The organism is Streptomyces sp. TSRI0281 (assembly GCF_001905125.1).
In the GTDB taxonomy this organism is placed as follows: Bacteria; Actinomycetota; Actinomycetes; order Streptomycetales; family Streptomycetaceae; genus Streptomyces.
The window spans coordinates 95,550-118,522 of record NZ_LWLE01000010.1 but is presented as its reverse complement, the minus strand read 5'-3'; the positions used below and the strand labels follow the sequence as shown (position 1 = coordinate 118,522).

At 71.6% G+C, this 22,973-nt stretch carries 19 protein-coding genes; 9 read left to right on the top strand and 10 right to left on the bottom strand.

The genetic code is table 11. The features are described 5' to 3' along the window. Nucleotides 1-36 precede the first annotated feature (36 nt). Nucleotides 37-1,236: an acyltransferase family protein gene (locus tag A6A29_RS16905; RefSeq protein WP_073720911.1), complete on the bottom strand. Its 1,200-nt coding sequence runs from the start codon at nt 1,234-1,236 to the stop codon at nt 37-39. Between the two features lie 197 nt (nt 1,237-1,433). On the opposite strand from A6A29_RS16905, the gene A6A29_RS16900 reads away from it, so the two are divergent. Beyond that, entirely contained in the window at nt 1,434-3,014 is a 1,581-nt protein-coding gene (locus A6A29_RS16900; RefSeq protein WP_079182800.1) for an MFS transporter, read from the top strand. Continuing rightward, a complete protein-coding gene (locus A6A29_RS16895) occupies nt 3,011-4,078 on the top strand; it encodes a GDSL-type esterase/lipase family protein (protein WP_073720909.1) in 1,068 nt (355 codons plus the stop codon). Before A6A29_RS16900 ends, A6A29_RS16895 begins: the two co-directional genes overlap by 4 nt. Here A6A29_RS16895 and A6A29_RS16890 read toward each other — a convergent pair. Continuing rightward, nucleotides 4,068-4,541, bottom strand: coding sequence for a hypothetical protein (locus tag A6A29_RS16890; RefSeq protein ID WP_079182799.1), 474 nt, complete (start codon nt 4,539-4,541; stop codon nt 4,068-4,070). The genes A6A29_RS16895 and A6A29_RS16890 overlap by 11 nt on opposite strands. 17 nt (nt 4,542-4,558) lie before the next feature. Next, nucleotides 4,559-5,239, bottom strand: coding sequence for a helix-turn-helix transcriptional regulator (locus tag A6A29_RS46600; protein WP_073720908.1), 681 nt, complete (start codon nt 5,237-5,239; stop codon nt 4,559-4,561). A 267-nt stretch (nt 5,240-5,506) separates the two neighbouring features. Between A6A29_RS46600 and A6A29_RS16880 the strand changes: the two genes are divergently transcribed. From A6A29_RS16880 to A6A29_RS16865, 4 genes are read left to right on the top strand one after another with little or no spacing between them, the layout of a single operon-like run. After that, a complete protein-coding gene (locus A6A29_RS16880; protein ID WP_073720907.1) occupies nt 5,507-7,150 on the top strand; it encodes an HAL/PAL/TAL family ammonia-lyase in 1,644 nt (547 codons plus the stop codon). Continuing rightward, nucleotides 7,134-8,711 (top strand): phenylacetate--CoA ligase family protein, encoded by a 1,578-nt coding sequence (locus tag A6A29_RS16875; RefSeq protein WP_073720906.1) that lies wholly within the window; start codon nt 7,134-7,136, stop codon nt 8,709-8,711. The genes A6A29_RS16880 and A6A29_RS16875 overlap by 17 nt, the downstream gene beginning before the upstream one ends. A gap of 12 nt (nt 8,712-8,723) precedes the next feature. Continuing rightward, on the top strand, nt 8,724-10,559 hold the full coding sequence (asnB, locus tag A6A29_RS16870) for an asparagine synthase (glutamine-hydrolyzing) (protein ID WP_073720905.1): 1,836 nt from the start codon (nt 8,724-8,726) through the stop codon (nt 10,557-10,559). Nucleotides 10,560-10,589: 30 nt separating this feature from the next. Further along, nucleotides 10,590-11,930 (top strand): class II 3-deoxy-7-phosphoheptulonate synthase, encoded by a 1,341-nt coding sequence (locus A6A29_RS16865; RefSeq protein ID WP_073720904.1) that lies wholly within the window; start codon nt 10,590-10,592, stop codon nt 11,928-11,930. Nucleotides 11,931-11,999: 69 nt separating this feature from the next. Here A6A29_RS16865 and A6A29_RS16860 read toward each other — a convergent pair whose 3' ends face one another. The 7 genes from A6A29_RS16860 to A6A29_RS16830 all read right to left on the bottom strand — a co-directional run bounded on the left by A6A29_RS16860 (nt 12,000) and on the right by A6A29_RS16830 (nt 19,286). Continuing rightward, the gene (locus A6A29_RS16860; protein WP_073720903.1) at nt 12,000-12,314 is read right to left on the bottom strand and encodes an ArsR/SmtB family transcription factor; all 315 of its coding nucleotides are present in this window, start codon (nt 12,312-12,314) and stop codon (nt 12,000-12,002) included. 197 nt (nt 12,315-12,511) lie between these two features. Continuing rightward, nucleotides 12,512-13,159, bottom strand: a complete 648-nt coding sequence (locus A6A29_RS16855; RefSeq protein WP_073720902.1) for a nitroreductase family protein — start codon at nt 13,157-13,159, stop codon at nt 12,512-12,514. A gap of 37 nt (nt 13,160-13,196) precedes the next feature. After that, nucleotides 13,197-15,044, bottom strand: coding sequence for a dipeptide ABC transporter ATP-binding protein (locus A6A29_RS16850; protein ID WP_079182798.1), 1,848 nt, complete (start codon nt 15,042-15,044; stop codon nt 13,197-13,199). Continuing rightward, complete coding sequence (locus tag A6A29_RS16845; protein WP_079182797.1) at nt 15,041-15,916, bottom strand: ABC transporter permease; 876 nt, start codon at nt 15,914-15,916, stop codon at nt 15,041-15,043. The genes A6A29_RS16850 and A6A29_RS16845 overlap by 4 nt, the downstream gene beginning before the upstream one ends. Further along, nucleotides 15,913-16,860 (bottom strand): ABC transporter permease, encoded by a 948-nt coding sequence (locus A6A29_RS16840; RefSeq protein WP_073720901.1) that lies wholly within the window; start codon nt 16,858-16,860, stop codon nt 15,913-15,915. Before A6A29_RS16840 ends, A6A29_RS16845 begins: the two co-directional genes overlap by 4 nt. Then, complete coding sequence (locus A6A29_RS16835; protein ID WP_073720900.1) at nt 16,857-18,503, bottom strand: ABC transporter substrate-binding protein; 1,647 nt, start codon at nt 18,501-18,503, stop codon at nt 16,857-16,859. The genes A6A29_RS16840 and A6A29_RS16835 overlap by 4 nt, the downstream gene beginning before the upstream one ends. 171 nt (nt 18,504-18,674) lie before the next feature. After that, nucleotides 18,675-19,286, bottom strand: coding sequence for a response regulator transcription factor (locus A6A29_RS16830; RefSeq protein WP_158074404.1), 612 nt, complete (start codon nt 19,284-19,286; stop codon nt 18,675-18,677). Between the two features lie 392 nt (nt 19,287-19,678). Here A6A29_RS16830 and A6A29_RS16820 point away from each other — a divergent pair, with 392 nt between their 5' ends. The 3 genes from A6A29_RS16820 to A6A29_RS16810 are packed head-to-tail and all read left to right on the top strand — an operon-like array spanning nt 19,679 to nt 22,926. Continuing rightward, nucleotides 19,679-20,728 (top strand): iron-siderophore ABC transporter substrate-binding protein, encoded by a 1,050-nt coding sequence (locus A6A29_RS16820; RefSeq protein ID WP_073720897.1) that lies wholly within the window; start codon nt 19,679-19,681, stop codon nt 20,726-20,728. A gap of 24 nt (nt 20,729-20,752) precedes the next feature. Further along, nucleotides 20,753-21,790, top strand: coding sequence for a FecCD family ABC transporter permease (locus A6A29_RS16815; RefSeq protein WP_073720896.1), 1,038 nt, complete (start codon nt 20,753-20,755; stop codon nt 21,788-21,790). Continuing rightward, the gene (locus tag A6A29_RS16810) at nt 21,787-22,926 is read left to right on the top strand and encodes a FecCD family ABC transporter permease (protein ID WP_079182794.1); all 1,140 of its coding nucleotides are present in this window, start codon (nt 21,787-21,789) and stop codon (nt 22,924-22,926) included. The genes A6A29_RS16815 and A6A29_RS16810 overlap by 4 nt, the downstream gene beginning before the upstream one ends. Nucleotides 22,927-22,973: the final 47 nt, after the last annotated feature.

The following is a 22,973-nucleotide window of genomic DNA, read 5'->3' as shown; positions in this document are numbered from 1 at the left end:
GGCCCGGTTCTCCGCGGTGCCGGGCCGGCCGCGGGATCAGGGGGACGGGCTGCCGCCGGAGAGGGCCGGTGCGGGGGTGACGGGTGGCGGAGGGGTCGGTGGGGCGGCAGGGGCGGCTGGGGCGGCAGGGTCGGATCCCGACCGTCCCGAGAACCTCATCGCGGGCTGCTCCACCAGGACGTGCAGCGCCCAGGAGAGCGCCAGGGACAGCGCGAACGCGGCGGCGAGCAGGGCCAGGGCCGCCGGGGTGGACCAGGTCCGTCCCTCCCCGAGCAGCCGGTGCCCGTGCTGGAGCAGCAGCCGGTGCGTGAGGTAGAAGGCGAAGGACCACTCGCCGAGCCGGATCAGGAGCGGGCTCGCCAGGAAAGAGCGGCGCCCGCCGGTGTCGGCGCGGGCGACCGCCACGACGAGCAGGCCGATCGGGACGACCGTCGCGCTGGTCAGCCCGTGGAGGAAGGGGAGTCGCAGGGAGACCGCGTAACCGATGGCCAGCAGGATCACGGCCGTCGGCACCCCGACGGTGATGCGGCGGCCGGTCAGCAGCATCCGGGCCAGGAGGATGCCGAAGGCGAACTCCAGGGCCCGGCCGACCGGGAGGACGTAGACGAACCAGAACTGCTCCTGCGAACCCGTGCCGAAGGGAAGTGCCTCACCGGCAGGCAGCAGTTCGGAGAGCCACGGCAGGGTGGGGACGGCCACGGCGGTGCCGGCCGCCCAGAGCCACAGTCGTTCGGGCCTGATCCGCAGGACGGCGCGGATCAGGAAGGGGAAGGCGAGGTAGAAGAACACCTCGCAGGAGAGCGACCAGCTGACGTCGTTGAGGCTGGAGAAGACGTCACGGTCGGGAACCCAGGTCTGGACGAGGAAGAGGTTGGGGATCGCGGCGCGGGCTTCGGCAGGGGTGCCCGCCGAGGCGAGCAGAAGCAGGGCCGCGCCCCAGGTCAGCAGGTGCAGCGGATAGACCTTCGCGGCGCGGCGGCGCCAGAAGGCGGGTGCCGTGTCCGCCTCGCGGGACGACCAGGTGAGGACGAATCCGCTGAGGACGAAGAAGAAGCTGACCCCCAGCCAGCCCGCGTTCGCCACCACGTCCGCGTACGCCCTGTTGATCCCGCCGTCGGCGAAGGGCGACTCCAGGGAGGCGTGGAAGGCGAAGACGAGGAGGACGGCGACGAAACGCAGTCCGGTGAGTGAGGGAAGACGTGACCGGTCGTCGGACCGGGGTGGTGCCGTGGGCATGTGCGCTCCGGATGTGGGACACCGTGAACTTTTATAGTTCGTCAACAATCGAAGCATAGGGATGCCCCCGGTCGCCCACAAGGTCGAACGGCTTGCGTTCCGTCAAGATTGTTTGCTGCCAGACGATAGGGCTGCTACGTTCGTGGAAAATAATCGGCTAGCAGACAGTTGTCTGCCGGATCGAATGGCGGCAAACGATGTCGGACCCACAGTCGGCCTCGCGTCCAGCCGGAACCCTGGGCGCCCGCAAGGGACTTGCCCTCCTTGTGCTCTGCGCGCAGCTGTTCCTGGACTCCATGGACGTCTCGTTGATGGGCGTGGCCCTGCCCGAACTGAAGGACGACCTGGGGCTGAGCCCGGAAGAACTGCAATGGATCATCTCCGGCTACGCGGTCGCGTACGGAGGTTTCCTGCTGCTCGGCGGCCGGGCCGCCGACCTGTTCGGCAGGCGCCGGATGTTCTTCTGGGGAACCGCGGTGTTCGCCGTGGCCAGCCTGGCGGGCGGATTCGTCTCGGACGGCGGGCTGCTGATCGTCAGCCGGGTCGTCAAGGGAATCGCGGCGGCGTTCATCGCCCCGGCGGCCCTGTCGATCATCATGACGACGTTCAAGGAAGGCCCCGAGCGCAACCGGGCGGTGGGCATCTTCTCCCTCACCGGCGCCAGCGGCTACGCGGCCGGGCTCGTGCTCTCGGGTGTGCTCACCCAGCTGAACTGGCGGCTCACGTTCTTCGTCCCCTTCGTCATCGCCGCCCTGGTCTTCGCGGCCGTCCGGTACGCGGTGTCCCCCGACGAGCCCCGTACCGGCGACCGTCCCGGATTCGACGCCTTCGGCGCGCTGACCGCGACCGGCGGTGTGCTGCTCCTGGTCTTCGCGCTCACCCGCGCCCCCGAGGTGGGCTGGGGCTCGGCCGTGACCGTACTGTCCCTGGCCGCGGCCGTGGCGCTGCTCATCGCCTTCGTGGTCATCCAGAGCCGCCGCAGCGAGCCGCTGGTCCAGCTCTCCATCTTCCGCTCGCGCACCCTGTCGACGGCCAACATCATCGGGCTGACCTGGGCCTGCGCCACGATCGGCTGGCAGTTCGTCGCCCTGCTCTACCTCCAGCAGGTCCTCGGCTACAACGCCCTGGGCGCCGGGACGGCGATCGTCCCGATGGCCGCGGCGATCCTCGTCACCGTGAACCTGACCCCGCGCATCATCAACCGCTGGGGCCTGCGCGTTCCGGCCGTCGTCGGTCTGCTGCTCCAGGGGCTGGGCATCCTGCTGTTCCTGCGGGCCGGTGAGCACAGCGGTTACGTCGCGGTCCTGCTGCCCGCACTCGTCCTGCACGGCATCGGCAACGGTCTGAGCTTCCCGAGCTTCAACATCGCGGGTGTCAGCGGCGTCGCCGACGAGCAGCAGGGCCTCGCGACCTCGCTGATCCAGTCGGCGCTGCAACTCGGCGGGGGCCTCGGTGTCGCCGTGGCGGCGGCCGTGCTGGCCTCCGGCGGAGCGGACGGCGGACTCACCTCGTACCACCACGCGTTCCTGGCCGTGGGCATCTTCTCGCTCGTCGGCGCGCTGGCCGCCGCACTGGGTCTCGGTCCGGCCAAGAACGCCGGTGAGAAGGAAGACACCGGTGAGGGGGGTGCGACCGCCGGTACGGACAAGGCTGTTGGTGCGGGTGATGGCACTGTGACGGGCGAGGGCACTGTGACGGGCGAGGGCATCGTGACGGGCGAGGGCACCGTGACGGGCGAGGGGGACAGCCCCGCCGTCCTGGAGGGTGAGCGCGCATGACCACCGGCGCCGAAACCACCCGCACCACGGACACGGGGGCGGAAACGCTCGCCCCCGACGATCCGCGCCTGTCCTGGGACGGCATCGGCGGCTGGAGCGGTGACTCCGGCCGCCGGCTGCCCCTGCGGATGCCCGTGGAACGGCTCGCCACGGCGATGTCGGCCAACTTCTCCCGGATCGCGCTGACCACCGCGGGAGTACGTTTCGCGGTCCGCACCGACGCCGCCGAGCTGACGCTGGACATGGAGAACGATCCCGGCGGCTCGCCGCTGGACGTCCGGGTCGACGGCACCCTGGTCCACCGCTGGACCGGTGGTCCCGGCAGGCAGCGGGTCACGTTCCCGCTGCCTGCCGGGGGGCCGGACCCGGCCGAGGTCGAGGTCTGGCTCCCGCACCTGGGCATCACCCGGATCGGCGCCGTCTCCTTCCGCGGCCACCGGTCCCTGCGGGCGGCAGAGCGCTCGGGGCCCCGCTGGGTCGCGTACGGGAGTTCACTCACCCAGTGCATGTACGCGGCGGGGCCCTCCGAGACCTGGCCCGCCCTGGTCGCGGCGGGCCGGGGGTGGCGGCTGCGCAATCTCGGGTTCGCCGGGGAGGCATACCTCGACCCGGTCGTCGCGCGGGCGGTCCGGGACGCGCCGGCCGACGTGATCACGCTGGAGCTGGGCATCAACGCCTACATCCGGGGGGCGTTCACCGAGCGGAGCTGGGGCCCGGCCGTCTGCGGCTTCATCGACACGATTCGCGACGGCCACCCGGACACGCCCGTCGTGGTGCTCACCCCGCTGTCGTCGCCCGACCGCGAGAAGGCCGTCAACAGTGCCGGGCTGACGCTGGAGGACACCCGCGCGATCACCGAGGAGGCGGTGCGGGTCCTCCAGCGCCTGGGGGACCGCGCACTCCACCCGGTGGACGGGCTCGCGCTCGCCCTCGTCGCGGACGCGGCGCATCTCTACGCCGACGGCCTCCATCCCACCGCCGCAGGCGAACACGTCCTCGCCGAACGGATCGGTGCCGCGCTCGGCGGGATCCCGCCGCTGCGGGTCGCGTCGCTCAGGCCGTGAAGCCGATCCGGGCCAGGACGCCCCAGCGGCCGTCCTGCCGGGTGAGGACGTAGAGCGACTCGAAGGAGCCGAGCGGCTTGTCCTCGCTGTCGTAGCGGGCGAACCTGACCTGGGCGTGCACCTGATCGGGGGACGTCTGGACCAGGTCGACCCGCTCCCAGCCGCTGTGGTCCCAGCCGGTCGCCAGCAACTGCCCCACCTCGGGCGTCGAGTTCTCGATGTAGATCTCCGGCGTCTCCCAGACGGTGACCGCGCCGTCATGGACCCGAACGTGCGGATAGTGGAGGGTTTTCGCCCAGTCGGGCACGGAGCGGCTGTTGAGGGCGTCGAGGAAGGCATCGAGCGCGGCGCGGGCTTCCCGTGCGGCGGCGGCGGCGCCGAGGGAGCCCGCGCTCCCGGGGGAGCCGGGGCCGTCGGAAGAGCCGGGCCGGGCGGGGACGGGCGCGGACGTGGGGACGGACATGGGAGAACCTTCTCTGTTCAGACCGTGGCGCGGTGGGTTCCGCTGGCACGGGCGACTGCCTGGATACGGTTTTTCATTCCGAGTTTTCGGAGGATGTTGGACACATGGAATTTGACGGTCTTCTGACTCAGGGAGAAGGCGTCGGCAATCTCCGCATTTGATTCCCCGGAGGCCATCAGGGCGAATATCTCCCGCTCCCGTCCGGTGAGTGTGTCCATGTGCGGCCAGATTTCCGAAGCGGGCTTCGGGAGGTACGGGAGAATGCCGTCGATGACTTGGAGCGCTATGCCGTGCGGCAGGAATGCTTCATTCCGGAAGACCACCTTCACTGCGGTGACCAGTTCGTCCAGCGGGGCGTCGTGGCAGACGAAGCCCCGGACGTCCGCCTGGAGGTAGGCGAAGATCCGGTCGGTCCTCGGGTCCCGCATCATGACGATGATCTTCGGTCTTCGGTCGCCGGGCCCCTGGGGAAGCCGACGCACCAGACCGGCGAGCGTGTCGGCCACCGGAACAGCCGGAACGTCCTCCAGCAGCGCCACGTCGGGACAGCCCGCCGCCCCGTCGTCCGCCGGCAGGACCTCCAGACCGGGTGTCCGGCCCAGGGCCGTGGCGAGGCCGGCGGTGAACAGCGAACGGCAGCCGGGGGCCAGGACCCGGATGGTTCCGTGCCGCCCGCGGTCCGTATCGGTATGCGGCATCCAAGCCTCCGGATCGTTGACGACGTGGACCGTGCCAGGGCGAGAATATTGCCGGGGGAATCCGAATCTCAAAGGTTCCGGGCAAGAAATAAACTTGTAACGATGTTCACAGTGCGGTGACAATTCGCGGTCCACGCCGATGGGCCGGGTCGGCCCAGGTCCCCGGACCTGGCGCAACCAGGTCCGACGGCAGAAGAAATTCGGCACTCCCATCGCGAAGTATTGGGGCGCAATCGAAAAGCCCCCCGCTTCCCTGGAGTTCCGAAGGTGAATGACTGGACCGACCCCGCCCGCATCGCGCTGGACGGCGCCTCCCTGACCCTTGACGACGTGGTGCGGCTGGCCCGCCCCGCGTCACGGGAGCCCGCGGCCCGTGCCGTCCTGCACCCCGGTGCCGTCACGGCCGCCGAGCGCAGTGTGCGGCTGCGCGACCGGCTCATGGCCGAGCGAAAACCGATCTACGGGGTCACCACCGGGTTCGGCGACAGCGTCACGAACCAGATCAGCCCCGAGCGCGCCGCACAGCTCCAGCACAATCTGATCCGCTACCACCTCAACGGGGTCGGCCCGAACGCACCGGCGGACGTCGTCCGCGCGACGCTCCTCATCCGCGCCAACTGCCTGGCGCGCGGCAACTCCGGCATCCGCCCACTGGTGATCGACCGACTCCTGGACCATCTGAACGCCGACATCATCCCCCTGGTCCCCGAGCGCGGATCACTCGGCGCCAGCGGCGACCTGGTGCCCCTGTGCTACGTCGCCGCCACCCTGCTGGGAGAGGGCGACGCCGAGGTCGGCAAACGCGTCCTGCCGGTCGCCGACGCCCAGCGCGAGGCCGGCATCTCCCCGGTCGTCCTGGAGGCGAAGGAGGGCCTGGCCCTCATCAACGGCACCGCCTTCACCACCGCCTTCGCCGTGCTCGCCGCGCACGACGCGGCCCGGATCGTCACCGCCGCCGAGATCACCACCGCCTTCGTCAGCGAGGCGCTCCTGGGCAACGCCTCCCACTTCGCCGACTTCCTCCACCGGGCCAAGCCCCACCCCGGGCAGGTGGCCAGCGCCGCCCACCTGCGACGGCTGCTCGACGGATCGCGGCTCTCCACCACGTACGAACAGATCCTGGCCGGGACCACGTCGCTGGAGGGCAGCGACTACCGGGAGCTGGACCGGCGCATCCAGGACCACTACTCCGTACGCTGCGCCCCCCATGTGATCGGAGTGCTCCGCGACACCCTGTCCTGGGTGGACCCCTGGCTCACCACCGAGGTCAACGCCTCCACGGACAACCCGCTGTTCTCCGTCGACGAGGAACGGCCGCACCACGGCGGCAACTTCTACGCGGGCCATGTCGGCCAGGCCATGGACAGCCTGAAGATCGCCACGGCCAACGTCGCCGACCTGCTCGACCGGCAGCTCGCCCTGATCATCGACCCGAAGTTCAGCGGCGGGCTCCCCGCCAATCTCGTACCGCCCGAACTCAGCGCCGAGGCCGGGCTGCACCACGGATTCAAGGGCATGCAGATCGCCGCGTCCGCCGTCACCGCCGAAGCGCTCAAGACGGCACTGCCCGCCACCGTGTTCTCCCGGTCCACCGAGGCGCACAACCAGGACAAGGTCAGCATGGCCACCACCGCCGCCCGGGACGCCCGCACGGTCAACGAACTCACCGGCCAGGTCACGGCGATCACCCTGCTCGCGGCCGCCCAGGCCATCGATCTGCGCGGGCTGGACCGGGCCGCCCCCTGGACCCGCGAGGTGCACGCCCTGATCCGCTCGCACGTGCCGTACGCCGACCGCGACCGCCGGATGGACCAGGACATCACGGTCGTCGCCCGCCTCATATCCGACGGAAGCCTGGCCCGCGCCGCCGGGGCCGCTGACGAGAGGGACACCCATGCTGTTGCTTCGTGACACGACGACCACCCGTGAACTGGCCGACGCGGTACGCGACCACACCGCCCTCGTCCGCGACAGCCACGCCGGACACCCCGACCACGCCTCCCTGGGACGGAAGTTCACCGCCACCCTCCGGGCGGCCGCCGGCTCCGGTCTCTACGAGGACACCCTCGGGCCCGCCCTGGTGGCGAAGGCCGCCGGGACGGAACCGGAGCGGGCCATCGGCGACCTCCTCACCGAGCTTCCCTTCCTGCCCAAGAAGGCCCTCAGCGAGGGCGGACACCGGGCCTTCACCCGCGGTCTGTCGGAATTCCTGCACTACTACGAGTCCTCGGGCACGACCGGGAACCCCGTCGCCGCGCCCAAGGCCCTGGACGACCTCGTCGCCAACACCATCAACATCGGTGAGCTGTGGGCCCGGATCCTCTCCCCGGCCGACCGGGCCCTCATCCTGATCAACGCGCCGTTCGCCCCGGCCGCGTACCAGTTCGAGAAGGTCCTCGAATACCTCCAGGTCCTCTCACTGCGCCCCTGGGTGGACAACATCACCGGCGACTACACCCGGGTACTCCGGCTCACCCGCGAGCTGGGCGTCAACGTCTTCGTCGGACCCCCGTCCCGGCTGCTGGAGATGATCCAGTTCGCCTACCGCAACGACGAGCCCGTGCCGGCCTTCGAGAAGCTGTTCCTGATGGCCGAGCAGACCGGCCCCGCCTTCGTCCGCCACCTGGAACGCCTCACCGGCGCCCGCGCCTATGTCGCCGCGTACGGCTCGTCCGAGACCGGCACCACCGCCGTCACCTGCGAACACCGCAACCTGCACCTCCAGACCCAGAGTTACGTCCTGGAGCTGGACGACGCATCGGGGACGCGCCGCGTCGACGGCCGCCCCGACCGGGGCGAACTCGTCGTCACCACTCTCGACATCCTCGCCAGGCCCCTGCTGCGCTACCGCACCGGCGACCTCGTGGAGATCACCGGAGCCGACTGCCCCTGCGGGGTGGCCACCCCTCTGCTGCGCACCCTCGGACGGTCCCAGGACCTCATCACCCTGGAGGGCAACGGCATCCGGCAGAACGACTTCGAGTCCGCGATCTGGGCCGGCGACGAGAACGGCGACACCGGCCACATCAGTCACACGGGCGACACGGGCGACACGGGTGACGCGGGTGACGCGGGTGACGCGGCCGGGCAGGCGGCGAAGGCCGGGGGAGGTGCCGACGCCGACGGCTCACGCGTCCCCGCCCCCCGCCCCGGGACGACACACGTCCTGAACTACATGCTCGTCATCCGCGACCGCACCATCCTGTGCCTGGCGACGACCACCGGCGAGGCGGACGCGGCCTGGACCGAGGCCACCACCCGCCGAATCGCCGGACTCTTCCCCGGCTACGAACTCGCCCTGCGCCCGGTCGAGAAGCTGCCCCCGCTCGCCTCGCTCGGCCAGTACCTCGGCTGGAAGCTCTCCCGGGTGCTCGACCTCAACGACGACCGCAACTGGGACCGGCTGCCCGCCCCCATCAGAGGGGTCGTCGAGACGACCCTCGCCGAGTACGCGTCCACCACCCAGAGCTGAGGAGACCCGATCATGTGTGGCATAGCAGGGTGGCTCGACCGGGAACGCGACCTGACCCGCGAGACGGAGACCGTACGCCGCATGGCGGACACGCTGGCCCGCCGCGGACCCGACGACTCCGGGGTCTGGACCGCGCCCAGGATCGGCCTCGGACACCGCCGGCTCGCCGTCACCGATCCCGAGCACGGCCGGCAGCCCATGACCGCGACCGGCCCGGACGACGGGCGCGACACCGCGGTGGTCTCCTTCAGCGGGGAGATCCACAACCACCGCGAGCTGCGCGCCGAACTCCGCGCCCGGGGACACCGCTTCCGTACCGCCTCCGACACCGAGGTCATCCTCGCCGCCCACCGGGAATGGGGCGCCGAGGCGATCACCCGCTTCGCCGGAATGTTCGCCTACGCCCTCTGGGACATCGGGACGCAGACCCTCCACCTCGGCCGCGACCCGCTCGGCATCAAACCGCTGTACTACGCGGAACACGCCACCGGAGTCGTCTTCGGCTCCGAACCCAAAGCGCTCTTCGCCTCCGGACTCGTGCGGCCCGAGGTCGACGCCGAAGGGCTGGTGGACGTCTTCACCGTCGCCGCCAAGCGCCCCGGCGACGCCGTCTACCGCACGATCCGCCAGGTCCTGCCCGGCCACATCCTGCGCTTCGACCACAACGGCACCACCTCGCACCGCTACTGGCAGCTCGTCACCGCCCCGCACGAGGACGACCAGGAGACGACCGTGGCCACCGTCCGGTCCCTGCTGGACCGGATCGTCGCGGAGCAGACCGTCGCCGACGTGCCCCTGGGCGCACTGCTGTCCGGCGGCATCGACTCCAGCGCCATCACCGCGATCGGCGCGTCCGCCATGGCCGCCGAAGGGCTCGGCACTCTCGCCACCTACTCCGTCGACTTCGCCGGCGGCGAGGACGACTTCACCGCCGACGCCCTGCACGTCTCCCGCGACGCCCCCTTCGTCCGTGCCGTCGTCGACCACGTCGGCACCAAGCACCAGGAGGTACTGGTCGAACCCGCCTCCCTGCTCTCCGAGTCCGGCATCGCGCTGCGCGCCCGCGACTACCCCGGCGTGGGCGACCTGGACGTCTCGCTGTACCTCCTGTTCCGGGAGGTGCGCAGACACCTCACCGTCGCGCTGTCCGGAGAGGGCGCGGACGACGCCTTCGGCGGCTACCCCTGGTTCGCGAGCGAGGCCGAGCGGCCCAGCGGCGGCTTTCCCTGGTCGGCCGGGGTCAAGGACCGCAACGCCGTGCTGTCGCCGCAGCTGCGCCCCCATCTGGACCTGCACGAACGGCTGGAGAGCCGCTACCGCGAGGCCTTGGGCGAAGTCCCCCATCTCGACGGCGAGAGCGGCGTCGACCGCCGGATGCGCGAGGTCTACTACCTCCAGCACACCCGGTTCCTGCCCTTCCTCCTCGACCGGAAGGACCGTATGAGCATGGCCAACGGCCTGGAGGTCCGCGTCCCCTACTGCGACCACCGCCTGGTCGAGTACGTGTGGAACGTGCCCTGGCGACTGAAGCGGCTCGGCGGCCGGGAGAAGGGACTGCTGCGCGCCGCCGTCGAGGACGCCCTGCCCGCCGAGGTCGTCCACCGCCCCAAGAGCGGCTTCCCCGTCGGGCAGAGCCCCGAGTACCTGGAATCCGTGCGCACCGCGGTCTCCGACATGATCGAGGACCCGGGTTCGCCCGCGATGGAACTGCTGGACGCGGACACCCTGCGTGCCATGGTCAGGAACCAGGACTGGGTCAACGGCACCTTCACCCCGCCGCCGATCCTGCCGCGCGCCCTCCAGCTCAACGAGTGGCTCACCGCCTACGACGTACAGGTGGTCCTGTGAACGCGCCGCGCCGATCGGCGGGGGGCTGAGGTGCGGGGCCCGGTCCCCGGCTCCGCAGCGACCGGGCAGCAGCCCGCCTATCCCGACCCCGAGGCGCTGAACGGCGTGCTCGCGGAGCTCGCCGCGTATCCGCCGCTCGTCTTCGCGGGCGAGTGCGACCAACTGCGCGACCGCCTCGCGGCCGTGGCCCGGGGGGAGGCGTTCCTGCTCCAGGGGGGCGACTGCGCCGAGGTGTTCGACCGGGTCTCCGCGGAGTACGTCCAGGGCACCCTGCAGACGATGCTCCAGATGAGCGCCGTGCTGACCTACGCCGCTTCGGTGCCGGTGGTGAAGATCGGCAGGATCGCCGGCCAGTACGCCAAGCCCCGTTCCAGCCCGACCGAGACCCGTGACGGGGTGACCCTGCCCTCCTACCGGGGCGACGCGGTCAACGGCCTGGCCTTCACCGAGGAGGCCCGCACCCCCGATCCGGAACGGCTGAGGCGGATGTACCGGGCGTCCGCGTCGACGCTGAACCTGGTGCGCGCGTTCACCACCGGTGGCTACGCCGATCCGGGCCGGGTCCACACCTGGAACCGGGAGTTCGTGAAGTCATCGCCGTCCGGGCGGCGTTACGAGGCCCTGGCCCGGGAGATCGACAAGGCGCTGGCCTTCATGAAGGCGTGCGGCACGGACCCGGAGCAGCTCAGGGCGGTGGAGTTCTACTCCTCGCACGAAGGACTGCTGCTGGACTACGAGAATGCGCTGACCCGTACCGACGAGCGCACGGGGGAGCTGTACGACACCTCCGGGCACATGATCTGGATCGGTGAGCGCACCCGCGCGCTCGACGGTGCGCACATCGGGTTCGCCTCGAAGATCCGCAACCCCGTCGGCGTCAAGCTCGGCCCGTCGACGGACGTCGACGAGGTGCTCGCGTATCTCGACCGGCTCGATCCGGAGCGCGAGCCGGGCCGGCTGACCTTCATCGTCCGGATGGGGGCGGCGAAGGTCCGTGACCTGCTGCCCGGACTGGTGGAGAAGGTCACGGCCTCCGGAGCCCGCCCGGTATGGGTGACGGATCCGATGCACGGCAACACCTTCGAGGCGGCCTCCGGCCACAAGACGCGCCGCTTCGACGACGTCCTGGACGAGGTGAGGGGCTTCTTCGAGGTGCACCACGGCCTGGGTACGCACCCGGGCGGCATCCATGTCGAACTGACCGGTGACGATGTCACCGAGTGCGTCGGCGGCGGCCACGAGATCTTCGTGGACGATCTGCACCGGCGGTACGAGACGGCGTGCGACCCGCGGCTGAACCGCGGCCAGTCCCTCGATCTGGCCTTCCGGGTGGCCGAGTTCACCAGGAAGGGAGGAACGCCGCAGACCTGAGCACGGACCTGAGCACGGACCTCGGCGTCGGCCTCGGCGCGGACTTCGGTCCGGACCTGAGCGCCGGACTCAGTGCGCGAGCGTGCTGTCGCCCGCGAGTGCCACGTCCAGGAGTCCGGGGAACCGGGCGTCGAGATCCTCGCGGCGCAGCGACATATAGCGGTGGGTGCCCTCGATGCGGGTGTGTGTGACGCCCGCGTCGCGGAGCACCTTCAGATGGTGGGAGAGCGTCGACTTGGAGAGCGGGATGTCCAGGGTGCCGCAGGACTGCTCGTCGATGCCGACCAGGCTCCGGACGATCGAGAGCCGGGTCGGATCGCTCAGCGCGTGGAAGACCGCGGTGAGTTCGATGTCGGACCGGGCGGGGTGGCTGAGGGTGCGCACGGGCCCTCTCCTCTCGCTCGCCCCGGACCGCGGGGGGCCGGGAGCACCTGCCTGCCGATGGCTCGTAGGCTTCGTTCGTAGGTTTGCACATCATCGAAATAACGGCAACCGTGCGGAAGCCCCGCGTCCACCGGGTGCGCACCCGCCCCCGGCGCGCACCCGCCCCCGGCGCCCGCCCGCCCCCGGCGCCCGCGCCGCTACCAGCTGTCCCAGTGCGCGACCTCATCGGCATCGACCCGCGGTCCGGGCCGGAAGTCGGTGCCGATCGTGTGGGCCACCGGGATCAGCGCGGTCTGCAGAACGGTCTCGTAGGGCACTCCGAGCAATTCGGCGGCCTCGCGCTCGTAGTGCAGATGAGGCGTGGTCCACGCCGTGCCGAGCCCGCGCGAGCGGGCGGCCAGCATGAACTGCCAGACGGCCGGGAGGATCGACCCCCAGGTGTTGGCCTGCCCGACGTGCGAGTCGATCTCGTGCCGCCCCTGGACCCGGATGCACGGGACGAGCAGCACGGGGACCTCGTGCAGATGCTCGAAGAGGCGCTGGGCGCTGTCCATGATCCGGTGGCCGCGCGCCAGATCACCACGGTTCACCCCGTCCCGGACGACCTGCTGACGGGGACGCGCGAGCCCCAGCCGGTAGAGGTCCGCGAGGGCGGCGCGCTTGGCCGGGTCCGTCACGAAGACGAAGTCCCAGCGCTGCCGGTTGCGCCCGGTGGGTGCCTGGGTGGCCAGTTCGAGGCATTCCTCGATCAGCTTCCGTTCCACGGGCCGGGTCAGGTCGAGCCGCTTGCGGACGGCCCGGGTGGTGGTGAGTACTTCGTCGGCGGTCAGGTCGAGCGGGGGCATGGAACTCCATCCGGGGTACGGGTGACATGGTCGCGGATCATGAGGGTCGAGGGGCGGCCGGGAGACGCGGTACGGCTGCCAGCAGCTGACGGGTGTACGGGTGGCGGGGTGTGCCCAGGACCTCGGCGACGGGGCCCTGTTCGACGATGTCGCCGTCGCGCATCACCAGGACCCGGTCGCTGACCTGCCGCACCACCGCCAGGTCGTGCGAGATGAACAGCATCGCCAGCCCGTACGCCGCGCGGAGCGACGCCAGCAGCTCCAGCACCTGGGCCTGCACCGTCACGTCGAGCGCGGAGACCGGCTCGTCGCAGACCAGCAGCCGCGGTGAGGTGGCCAGCGCACGGGCGATCGCCACGCGCTGGCGCTGGCCTCCGGACAGCCGGGCCGGCCGCCGCTCCAGCACGGCCGTGTCGAGGCCGACCTGTTCCAGGAGCTCGGCCGCCCGCTCCCGGCGCCGCGCGCCGCGCGCCGGACCGGCCACGGACAGCGCCTCGTCGAGGAGGCGCCGCACGGTGAACCGGGGGTCGAACGACCCGAGCGGGTCCTGGTGGACGAGCTGGACGCCCCGGCGCAGCGGACGCCGCCGCCGTTCGTCCAGCGCGCTCCAGGGCCCGCCGTCCAGCCGGACCTCACCGGCGTCGGGCGCCAGCAGCCCCATCACCATGGCGGCGAGCGTGCTCTTCCCGGAGCCCGACTCGCCCACGACGCCCAGCGTTTCGCCGTGCGCGAGCGTGAAGTCCAGGTCCCGGACCGCCGTGCGGACGCCGCCGTCCGGGGAGCGGTACCGCTTCACCAGCCCGTGCGCCGACAGCAGGACCGCGCCGGCTCCCGGCGGGGGCGGCGGTGCCGCGTCCTCGGCCCCGGACCCCGGCGGTGCCGCGTCCTCTCCGCCTGATCGCGGCGATGGTGCGTCCTCGGCCCCCGTCAGCGGCGCGTCCTCGTTCTGTGCCCCCGGCGGTCGTCCCCGCGGGGGCACGGCGTCGAGTGCCGGGACCGAGGCGATCAGGGCGCGTGTGTACGGGTGCCGAGGGGTTCCGAGCACCTGACCGGTCGAGCCGGTCTCCACCACCCGCCCCTGGGTCATCACCGCGATCCGGTCGGCGAGTTGGGCGACCACCGCGAGATCGTGGCTGATGAGCAGCAGGGCGGTTCCGGACTCCTTGAGCTCCCGCAGGAGTTCCAGCACGCGGGCCTGGACCGTGACATCCAGCGCGGTGGTGGGCTCGTCCGCGATCAGCACCCGTGGCCCGCCCGCCGTGGCCGAGGCGATCAGCGCGCGCTGGCGCAGTCCGCCGGAGAGCTGGTGCGGATACTGCCGGGCCCGCAGCTCCGGTTCCGGGACCCCGGCGTCGCGGAGCAGCCCGGTGACCCGCTCCGCCACCTCACCGCGCCGGGCCAGCCGGTGGACCAGCAGCGGCTCGGCGACCTCGGCCCCCACCCGCCGCAGCGGGTCGAGTGCCGACAGGGCGTCCTGGGAGACGAGCCCCACCACCCGGCCGCGTACCGTGCGCCACTCGCGTTCGCGGAAGCCGGTGGCGTCACGGCCGTCGACCTGGAGCCCTTCGCTGTGGACGGCCGACTCCGGTCCGGCGAGGCCGATCAGGGCCCTGGCCGTCACACTCTTGCCGGAGCCCGACTCGCCCACCAGCGCCAGGCATTCACCGGGCGCCAGGGTGAGGGAGACGTCGTGGACCACCGTCCGGCGTCGGCGTCCGTGGCCGAAGGCGACGGTCAGTCCGCGCACGGCCAGCGCGACGGCCGCGGGTTCGGCTCCGTCCTGCGGGGGGAGCGCGGGTGAGTCCGGTCCGTCCTGCGGGGGGAGGGCCGGTGAGTCCGGTCCGTGCTTCGGGGGGAGCGCCGGGTTCTTCGGGGGAGCGGTCATGCTCCGGGCCTGCCTTCCAGTCCGATGTGCAGGTGCCGCCCGACGACGGTGACGGCGATCACCGACACGGTGATCGCCGCGCCGGGGAACACCGCGATCCACCACGCGCTCTGCAACGCGTCCCGCCCCTGGGCGAGCATCGCCCCCCACTCCGGGGTGGGGGCCCTGGGGCCGAGGCCGAGGAAACTGAGCGCGGAGCCGGAGATGATCGCCGTACCGACACCGAGCGTCGCGGGGACGACCAGCGGACCGAGGGTGTTGGGCAGGACGTGCCGCAGCACCACGGTGCGGCGGCGCAGCCCGAGCCCGATGGCGGAGCGGATGTACTCCGCCCTGCGGACCACCTGGGCCTGCCCCCGGATCAGCCGCGCGTATCCCGGCACCGAGGCGACCGCGATGGCCAGCGCCGCGTTGACCGAGCTGGGGCCCACCACGGCGATCACCAGGAGGGCGAGCAGCAGTTCGGGCAGCGCCAGCATGATGTCCATGCCGCGCATCGCCGCCTGGTCGGCGAACCGTCCGAGCAGCGCGGCGGGCAGACCGATCAGCAGGCCCACCAGCACCCCGAGCGCGGTCGCCCCGACGCCCAGCAGCAGGGAGTGACGCGCCCCGTGGATCACCCGGGCGTAGACGTCCCGGCCCAGTTGGTCCGTGCCGAACCAGTGCTCGGCGCCGGGCGGCAGCAGGGCGGCGACCGGATCGGCGTCCGTGGGAGAGGCACCCGCCAGCAGTCCGGGGCTGACGCAGGCGACGGCGGCGACCGCCAGGACGGCCGCGGAGAGCAGCAGGCCGGGCCGGAACCCGGCCAGCCGCTCCCGCAGGTGGCCGGTGGTGGGCCGGACCAGGACGCCGCCGGTGGGCCGGGCGCTCATACGGGGCTCCTGAGGCGCGGATCGGCCCAGAGGCAGACCAGATCCGCGATCGCGTTGACGACGAGATAGACGGTGGCGGACAGCAGGACGAGTCCGACGACCACCGGGATGTCCCGGCCGGAGATCGCGTCCAGCGCCACCCGGCCGAGGCCCGGACGGGCGAACACGGTCTCCACCAGTACCGTTCCGCCGAGCAGCCCGCCCGCCAGCCAGCCGCTGAGGGTGACGGCGGGGACGGCGGCGTGCCGCAGCGCGTGCCGCAGCCGCAGCGCGGTGCCGCCCAGCCCCCGGGAGCGGGCGGTGAGCGCGAACGGCTGGTGCAGCGCGGCCTCCATCCCCTCCCGGAGCACCTGGGCGAGCAGGGAGCCGAACGGCACCGCGAGCGTGACGGCCGGCAGCACCAGCGAACGCCAGTCGCCCGCTCCGGCCACCGGAAACACGTTCAGCCGGAACGAGAAGACGGTCAGCAGCACGATGCCGAGCCAGAACGCCGGGGTGGAGACGGCCACCAGTTCCGCCCCGGAGACGGCGCCGCGCACCCGGCGCCGCCGTCCCGCCGTCGCCGTGGCCGTGACCAGGGCGGCCACCACCAGCAGGGCGAGCGCGCTGAGCGCCAACTCGGCGGTGTCGCCGACCTGTTCGCCGATGATGACGGAGACGGGCTGTTGTTGCTGGTAGGAGCTGCCCAGGTCGCCCGTGACCAGTCGCCCGAGGAACGACACATACTGCACGGCCAGCGGGTCGTCCAGGTGGTACTCGTGCCGGATCTCCTCGCGCAGCGCCGCCGAATCGGTGGCGGAGGCGCCGAGCAGGGTCGTCACCGGGTCGCCGGGGACGAGGTGGAGCACCAGGAACGTCAGACTCGCCGCGCCCCACAGCACCAGCACGGCGCCGACGGCCCGGTGGAGCAGCCAGCGGCCGGCCGGGGGGAGGCGGCCGCTCACTTCGTGTTCTTCCAGACACCGGCGAACTGCGGCCACGCGTTGGCGTCGAAGGTCAGGCCCCGGGCGGCCGCGGTGGTGCCGATCGAGGTGACCGGGACGTACAGGGGCAGGACGGTGCCGTGGTCGACCGCCCAGCGCTCGACCTTGGCGTACGACGTCTCGCGCGCGGCGGGCTCCTCCTCGGCCGCGCCCGCGCGCAGCCAGCTGTCGACCTGCCGGTCGTCGGTGTGGGAGACGTTCTGCCCGCCCGCGGAGGGCAGGTTGGTGGAGAGGTAGAAGCCCGCGAGGATCGCCGGGTCGGCGCGCACCCAGGCGTTGTCCCACACGTCGTAGTCGCCCTTGCCGTAGCGCTCGAAGTAGGCGCCGGTCTCGACCGGGTCGCGGACGAGGTCGATGCCGTTCTTCTTCAGCTCCGCCTGTACCGCCTCGGCCAGCACGTCGCGCTGGTCGCGGACGAGGGCGCCGATGAACGGCCAGTGCAGCGCGAGGCGTTCACCGCTCCTGGTGCGATAGCCCTTCGCGTCCCGCCCGGTCCAGCCGGCCTGGTCGAGGAGGGTGGCCGCGGCGGCCGGGTCGTGGCGGACGGCGCCCTTGATGGAATCGTCGTACGCGGCGGGGGTGGTGGGGCTCAGCGGGCTCCAGGCACGCTCGTACTCGCCCTGGTAGATGCTGCGGATCAGCGCGTCCACGTCGACGGACTGCTGGAAGGCGCGCCGGACCCGTTCGTCGCGCAGCGGCCCGCGGTCGGTGTTGAGGTACAGGGAGTAGGAGGCGCCGGGCGACTGCTGCTTGGTCAGGCGCAGCGAGGTATCGCGCCGCACCGCCTTCGCCGAGGTCACGGGCACCGCCGCGGCGTCCACCTGACCGCTGGTCAGGGCTCCGGCCCGGACCGAGTCCTCGGGCAGGAACCGGATCACGAGCTTGTCGACGAGCGGCGGACCCTGGTGGGCGGCGCCCCGCGGGGACCAGGTGTAGTCCTTGTTGCGGGTGAACTCGGCCCGGTCGTTCTTGACGTACCGCTCCGAGCGGTACGGGCCGGTGCCCACGGAGTACTTCCCGCCCGCGCAGAGCTGGTCCTTGAACTTCTTGAGGGACGTGGGCGAGGCGATGCCCAGGTAGGGGGTGCTCGCCGCCTGGAGGAAGGGGATGTTGGGCTCGGAGAACGTGATCCTGATGCTGTGCTCGCCGAGCACCTCGCTGCCGCTGTACGGGCCGAGCAGGGCGGAGGCGTACAGGGACTTGGTGGCGGGGGCCTTGATGTGTTCGAGGTTGGCCTTGACGGCGGCCGCGTCGAACGGGGTTCCGTCGTGGAAGGTGACGTCGTCGCGCAGCTGGAACGTGTAGCTGCGGGTGTCGGCGGAGACCTTCCAGGAGGTGGCGAGCCAGGGGTGGAGCCTGCCCTTGGCGTCGAGCTGGACGAGCGAGTCGAACACATTGCGCTGGACGACGGCGGCGATGTCCCCCGGGCTGGTGTGCGGGTCGAGGCAGGAGGTGCCGACGGCGGCGGCGTAGGTGAACGTGCCCCCGCGTACGGGGTCGCCCCCCTTTCCGGCGCCCTGGTTCTCGCCGCCGCCGCAGGCGGTGAGCGAGAGGAGCAGGGCTGTCGTGGTTGCGGCGACGGCCGCGGCGGGTCGTGTCGGCATGAACCTCTCCATACATGTGCGAAACGCGGGGGTAGGCGGGTGTGCGGGTGAGCGGTGAGCCCCGTGGCGGCTGGACGTACGGGGCCGAGGGCGCCCGTGTGGGGCCGGGCGGCCGTGGGAGGTGGGGCGCGTCCTGGTGGGGCCGGGCGGCCGTGAGGGGTGGGGCGAGGCTCAGGCCGCCGTGCCCCGGCCGCACAGATGCGCGGCGTGGACGACGGCCTGGATGCGATTGCGCATGCCGAGCTTGCGCAGGATGTTCGAGACGTGGAACTTCACGGTCTTGCTGCTCAGACCGCAGATCTCGGCGATCTCCGCGTTGGACCGCCCGGCCGCCAGCAGGGCATGGATCTCCCTCTCCCGGACGGTCAGCGGCGTGGTGGGGCCGGCCGGTGGGGACACGTCTTCGTGCCCGTGGGGGAGTGCGGTGTCGATGACGCGGCGGGCCGCGTCATGGGTGAGAAAGGCGTCGCCCCGGGCGGTGGCCCGGACTGCGGCGAGCAGGACTTCCGGTACGGCGTCGACAGTGACGAACGACCGGGCGCCGAGCCGGAGGTAGCCGAAGACGCGGTCGGTGCGGCCGTTCTCCATGACGATCAGCGCACGGGTGGCGCGCGTCTCGCCGGGAGAACGCAGGGCGGGTCCGACGGCTTCGTCAACCGGAACGGTGGGGACGTCCTCGATCAGGAACACGTCGGGGAGGGGAGTGCGAGGTGCGGCGTCCGCCGTGGCGGGGCGGGCCGTGAGGATCTCGAACCCTGGGTCCTCCTGGAGTAATGCCGTCATGCCGGCGGTGAGCAACGACGGTCGGCCGGGGGCCAGTACGCGGATCGCACTCCGCCCCCGAGGCGGTGAATCGAAGTGCAACATGAGGCTCGACGGTACGAAATTTTCGTCTGTCAGTCAATCATCTAGTGAAAGATTAAATGTTGCGTGATTGTGTCGTATCTCTACATCTGCGGGACACGCGCCGTTGGACTCTGCTATCGGCGCCGAACCCCGGGCGGCGCCGATAGCGGCCCGGAGGGGAGGTGGTCGGGGGTCGGGGGGAGGGGGCGGCCGAGGGCTGGAGGGAGGGGGTGGCCGAGGGGCGGGGGAGGGGGGCGGACGAGGCATGCCCCATGCGTTAGCTTAGGCTTGCCTTACTCTCACTCGTTCGCCAATCATGAGGAACACCAATGCTCGGGTTCACCCGCGTGCGCCGTCACACCCTTGCCGCTTCGGCCACCGCCGCCGCTCTCGCACTCGCCCTCGGCGGCTGCTCCTCGGACGGCGACGGCGACAAGGACGCGGCGAAGACCTCGGCGAAGAGCGGTGGAGCCTTCCCCGTCTCGATCAAGAGCTCGCTCGGCACCGCGAAGATCGAGGACAGGCCCGAGCGCATCGTCACGCTCGGCCAGGGCTCCGCGGAGACCGCCATCGCGCTCGGCAACACCCCGGTGGGCATCGAGAGCTACGAGTGGGGCAGCGACAAGTCCGGCTACCTGCCGTGGATCAACGAGGCCGTCAAGAAGTCGGGCGACAAGCTGCCCAAGCAGTTCACCGGCGGCGAGGACATCGACTTCGAGGCCATCACCGAGCTGGAGCCCGACGTGATCCTCGCCCCGTGGTCGGGCATCACACAGAAGCAGTACGACATCCTCAAGGACATCGCGCCCACGGTCGCCTACCCCGACAAGGCGTGGAGCACCGACTGGGACCAGCAGATCGACATCATCGGCAAGGCGCTCGGCCGGACCGAGGACGCCTCCGGCCTGAAGACGACGATCGAGAAGCAGCTCGCCGACGCCGCGGCCACCCGGCCGGACTACAAGAACGTCACGTTCTCGTACATCTACACCTCCGGCCCCGGCACCCTCGGTGTCTTCAAGCCCGAGGAGCAGCGCGTCAAGATGGTCTCCTCGCTCGGCCTGACCGTCGACCCCGTCGTGAACACCTTCAAGGAGACCGAGGGCACCGACTCGGCGCTCATCGGACTGGAGAACGCCGAGAAGCTCAAGGACAGCGACCTCGTCTTCACGTTCTACACGGACGACAAGACCCGTAAGGAGACCGAGGCGCAGCCGCTGTACGGGGCGATCCCCGCGGTCAAGAAGGGCGCCGTCGTCGCGAGCGACGACAACTCCTTCGTCACGGCCTCCTCGATCATCAACCCGCTGACCGTCCCGTGGACGATCGAGCGCTACCTGCCGATCATCGACAAGGCCGTCGCCACCGCCGGCAAGTAAGGCACCGGGGCACCCCGCACACCCATGGCAACCACCACGGTCGCACCGCCGAGCGGCGCCGGTACCTCGCGTACCGGCGCCGCTCGGCTGGCGTTCCTCCTGCTCCTGGGGCTCGCCGCCCTGGCGCTCGCCCTGTGCGCGAGCGTCATGTTCGGCAGCCGCAGCACCTCGCTCGGCGATGTCATCGACGTGCTCACCGGCACCGCCGACCCCAACGTCACCACCATCATCGAGAGCCGCTATCCGCGAACCGCGCTCGGTGTCCTGGCCGGACTCTGCCTCGCCGTCGCGGGCACCCTCATGCAGGGCGTCTCCCGCAACCCGCTGGCGGAACCGGGCCTGCTCGGCATCAACGCGGGCGCGTCCGCGAGCATCGTCGCCGCGACCGCCTGGTTCGGCGCGTCCGGCTCCACCGACACCATGTGGTGGGCGCTCCCCGGGGCGCTGATCGCCGGAGTGCTCGTCCATGTCATCGGCTCCGCCGGTACCGGAACGAGCGTGGTGCGACTGGTGCTGGCCGGTGCGGTCCTCTCCGCCGTGCTGATGGCGTTCATCCAGGCGGTGACCCTCAGCAAGCCGCAGGTGTTCGACAGCTACCGCTACTGGGTCGTCGGAGCCCTCGGCGGCCGCGACTTCGACGTCTTCTGGTCCGTGTTCCCGTTCGCCGCGGTCGGCTTCCTCCTCGCCCTGGCGCTGGGTCCCGGCCTCAACGCGCTCGCGCTCGGTGACGCGATGGCCGTCTCGCTCGGCTCGCACCCGGCCCGGATCCGCGGCGGCGGTCTGCTGGCCGCCACCCTGCTGTCCGCCGCCGCGACCGCGGCCGTCGGCCCGATCGCCTTCGTCGGCCTCGCGGTTCCCCATGTCGTACGGGCCCTGGCCGGCATCGACTTCCGGGTCCAGATCGTCTTCTCCGCGCTCGCGGGGCCCACCCTGCTGCTCCTCGCCGACGTGGTGGGACGGGTCGTCATGCGGCCCACCGAACTCATGGTCGGCGTGGTGACCGCGTTCATCGGCGCACCCGCACTGCTCATCGCCGTACGCCGGATGAGGGGCACCACATGACCACCACCCCGGAATCAACCACGGGCCCCACGCCGGGCCCCACGCCGGGCCCCACGCCGGGCCCCGCCCCGCGGTCCACCGCGGGACCCGCTCCGCGGTCGGCCTCGCCCAAGGGTTTCCTCACGATCGGCCGCCATGTGGCGATCCCCGTGCGGCGGGTCTCCGTCGTCGCGGCGGCCGTGCTTCTCGTCCTCATCGCCGTGGCCGCCGTCGCGACCCTGTCCATGGGGCGGCTGGGCGTCGACCTGGCCGATCTGCCCGCCGCGCTGACCGGTGACGCCGAGGGCAAGAACCGTTTCGTACTGAACCGGCTGCGCGGCCCCCGGCTGACCGTCGCCCTCGGTACCGGCGCCGCGCTCGGACTGTCCGGCGCGCTGTTCCAGTCCGTCACCCGCAACCCGCTCGGCAGCCCCGACGTGATCGGCCTGGCGGCCGGTGCGGGGGCGGGCGCCGCCATCTCCGCGCTGATGTTCCCCGACACGGTCCCGGTGGCCGTCGGCGCCCTCGTCGGAGCGATCCTCGCGATGGCCCTCGTGTACGTGTCCACCGGCACCGGCTTCCGCAACCCGGCGCGGCTCGTCGTGGCCGGGATCGGGGTCGCCGCGATCGGCGCCGCCATCACCCAGTACGTCGTGTACGCGATGGAGCGGGACAAGGCGTCCGTCCTCACCGCCTACGTCAACGGCAGCCTGGCCGCCCGCTCCTGGAGCGACGTGACCACCATCTGGCTGGTCCTGTTCGTGGTGGCCCCGCTGACCGCCCTGATCGGCCGGCGGCTGGACATCGGCGAGATGGGTGACGACCTCGCCGAAGGTCTGGGGTCCGAGCCGAAGCGGACGAAGACGGCCGCCGTCGTCCTCGCGATCGTGCTCTCCGCCGCGTCCGTCAGCGTGGCCGGGCCCGTCGCCTTCATCGCCCTGACGGCACCCCAGATCGCCAAGCGCGTCACCCGGGTGTCCGGCCCCCACCTGCTGTTGTCCGCCCTGACCGGCTCGCTGCTGCTCGTGGCGGCCGATCTCTGCGCCCAGCAGCTCCCGCTGTTCGAGGACCTGCCGGTCGGCATCTACACGATGGCGATCGGGGGCGCGTACCTCGGGTATCTGCTGGTCCGTGAATGGCGCAGGGGAGTGCTGTAATGGCGTCCGCCGACCGCGGCGACTGGTCTCGTACAGGTTCGTCGGCC

Coding starts and splice junctions, on each gene's coding strand:
- A6A29_RS16905 (WP_073720911.1), bottom strand. CDS start 1,236: ATGCCCACGGCACCACCCCGGTCCGACGACCGGTCACGTCTTCCCTCA.
- A6A29_RS16895 (WP_073720909.1), top strand. CDS start 3,011: ATGACCACCGGCGCCGAAACCACCCGCACCACGGACACGGGGGCGGAA.
- A6A29_RS16810 (WP_079182794.1), top strand. CDS start 21,787: ATGACCACCACCCCGGAATCAACCACGGGCCCCACGCCGGGCCCCACG.
- A6A29_RS16830 (WP_158074404.1), bottom strand. CDS start 19,286: ATGACGGCATTACTCCAGGAGGACCCAGGGTTCGAGATCCTCACGGCC.
- A6A29_RS16890 (WP_079182799.1), bottom strand. CDS start 4,541: ATGTCCGTCCCCACGTCCGCGCCCGTCCCCGCCCGGCCCGGCTCTTCC.
- A6A29_RS16845 (WP_079182797.1), bottom strand. CDS start 15,916: ATGAGCGCCCGGCCCACCGGCGGCGTCCTGGTCCGGCCCACCACCGGC.
- asnB (WP_073720905.1), top strand. CDS start 8,724: ATGTGTGGCATAGCAGGGTGGCTCGACCGGGAACGCGACCTGACCCGC.
- A6A29_RS16855 (WP_073720902.1), bottom strand. CDS start 13,159: ATGCCCCCGCTCGACCTGACCGCCGACGAAGTACTCACCACCACCCGG.
- A6A29_RS16835 (WP_073720900.1), bottom strand. CDS start 18,503: ATGCCGACACGACCCGCCGCGGCCGTCGCCGCAACCACGACAGCCCTG.
- A6A29_RS46600 (WP_073720908.1), bottom strand. CDS start 5,239: ATGCCGCATACCGATACGGACCGCGGGCGGCACGGAACCATCCGGGTC.
- A6A29_RS16850 (WP_079182798.1), bottom strand. CDS start 15,044: ATGACCGCTCCCCCGAAGAACCCGGCGCTCCCCCCGAAGCACGGACCG.
- A6A29_RS16815 (WP_073720896.1), top strand. CDS start 20,753: ATGGCAACCACCACGGTCGCACCGCCGAGCGGCGCCGGTACCTCGCGT.
- A6A29_RS16900 (WP_079182800.1), top strand. CDS start 1,434: ATGTCGGACCCACAGTCGGCCTCGCGTCCAGCCGGAACCCTGGGCGCC.
- A6A29_RS16820 (WP_073720897.1), top strand. CDS start 19,679: ATGCTCGGGTTCACCCGCGTGCGCCGTCACACCCTTGCCGCTTCGGCC.
- A6A29_RS16875 (WP_073720906.1), top strand. CDS start 7,134: ATGCTGTTGCTTCGTGACACGACGACCACCCGTGAACTGGCCGACGCG.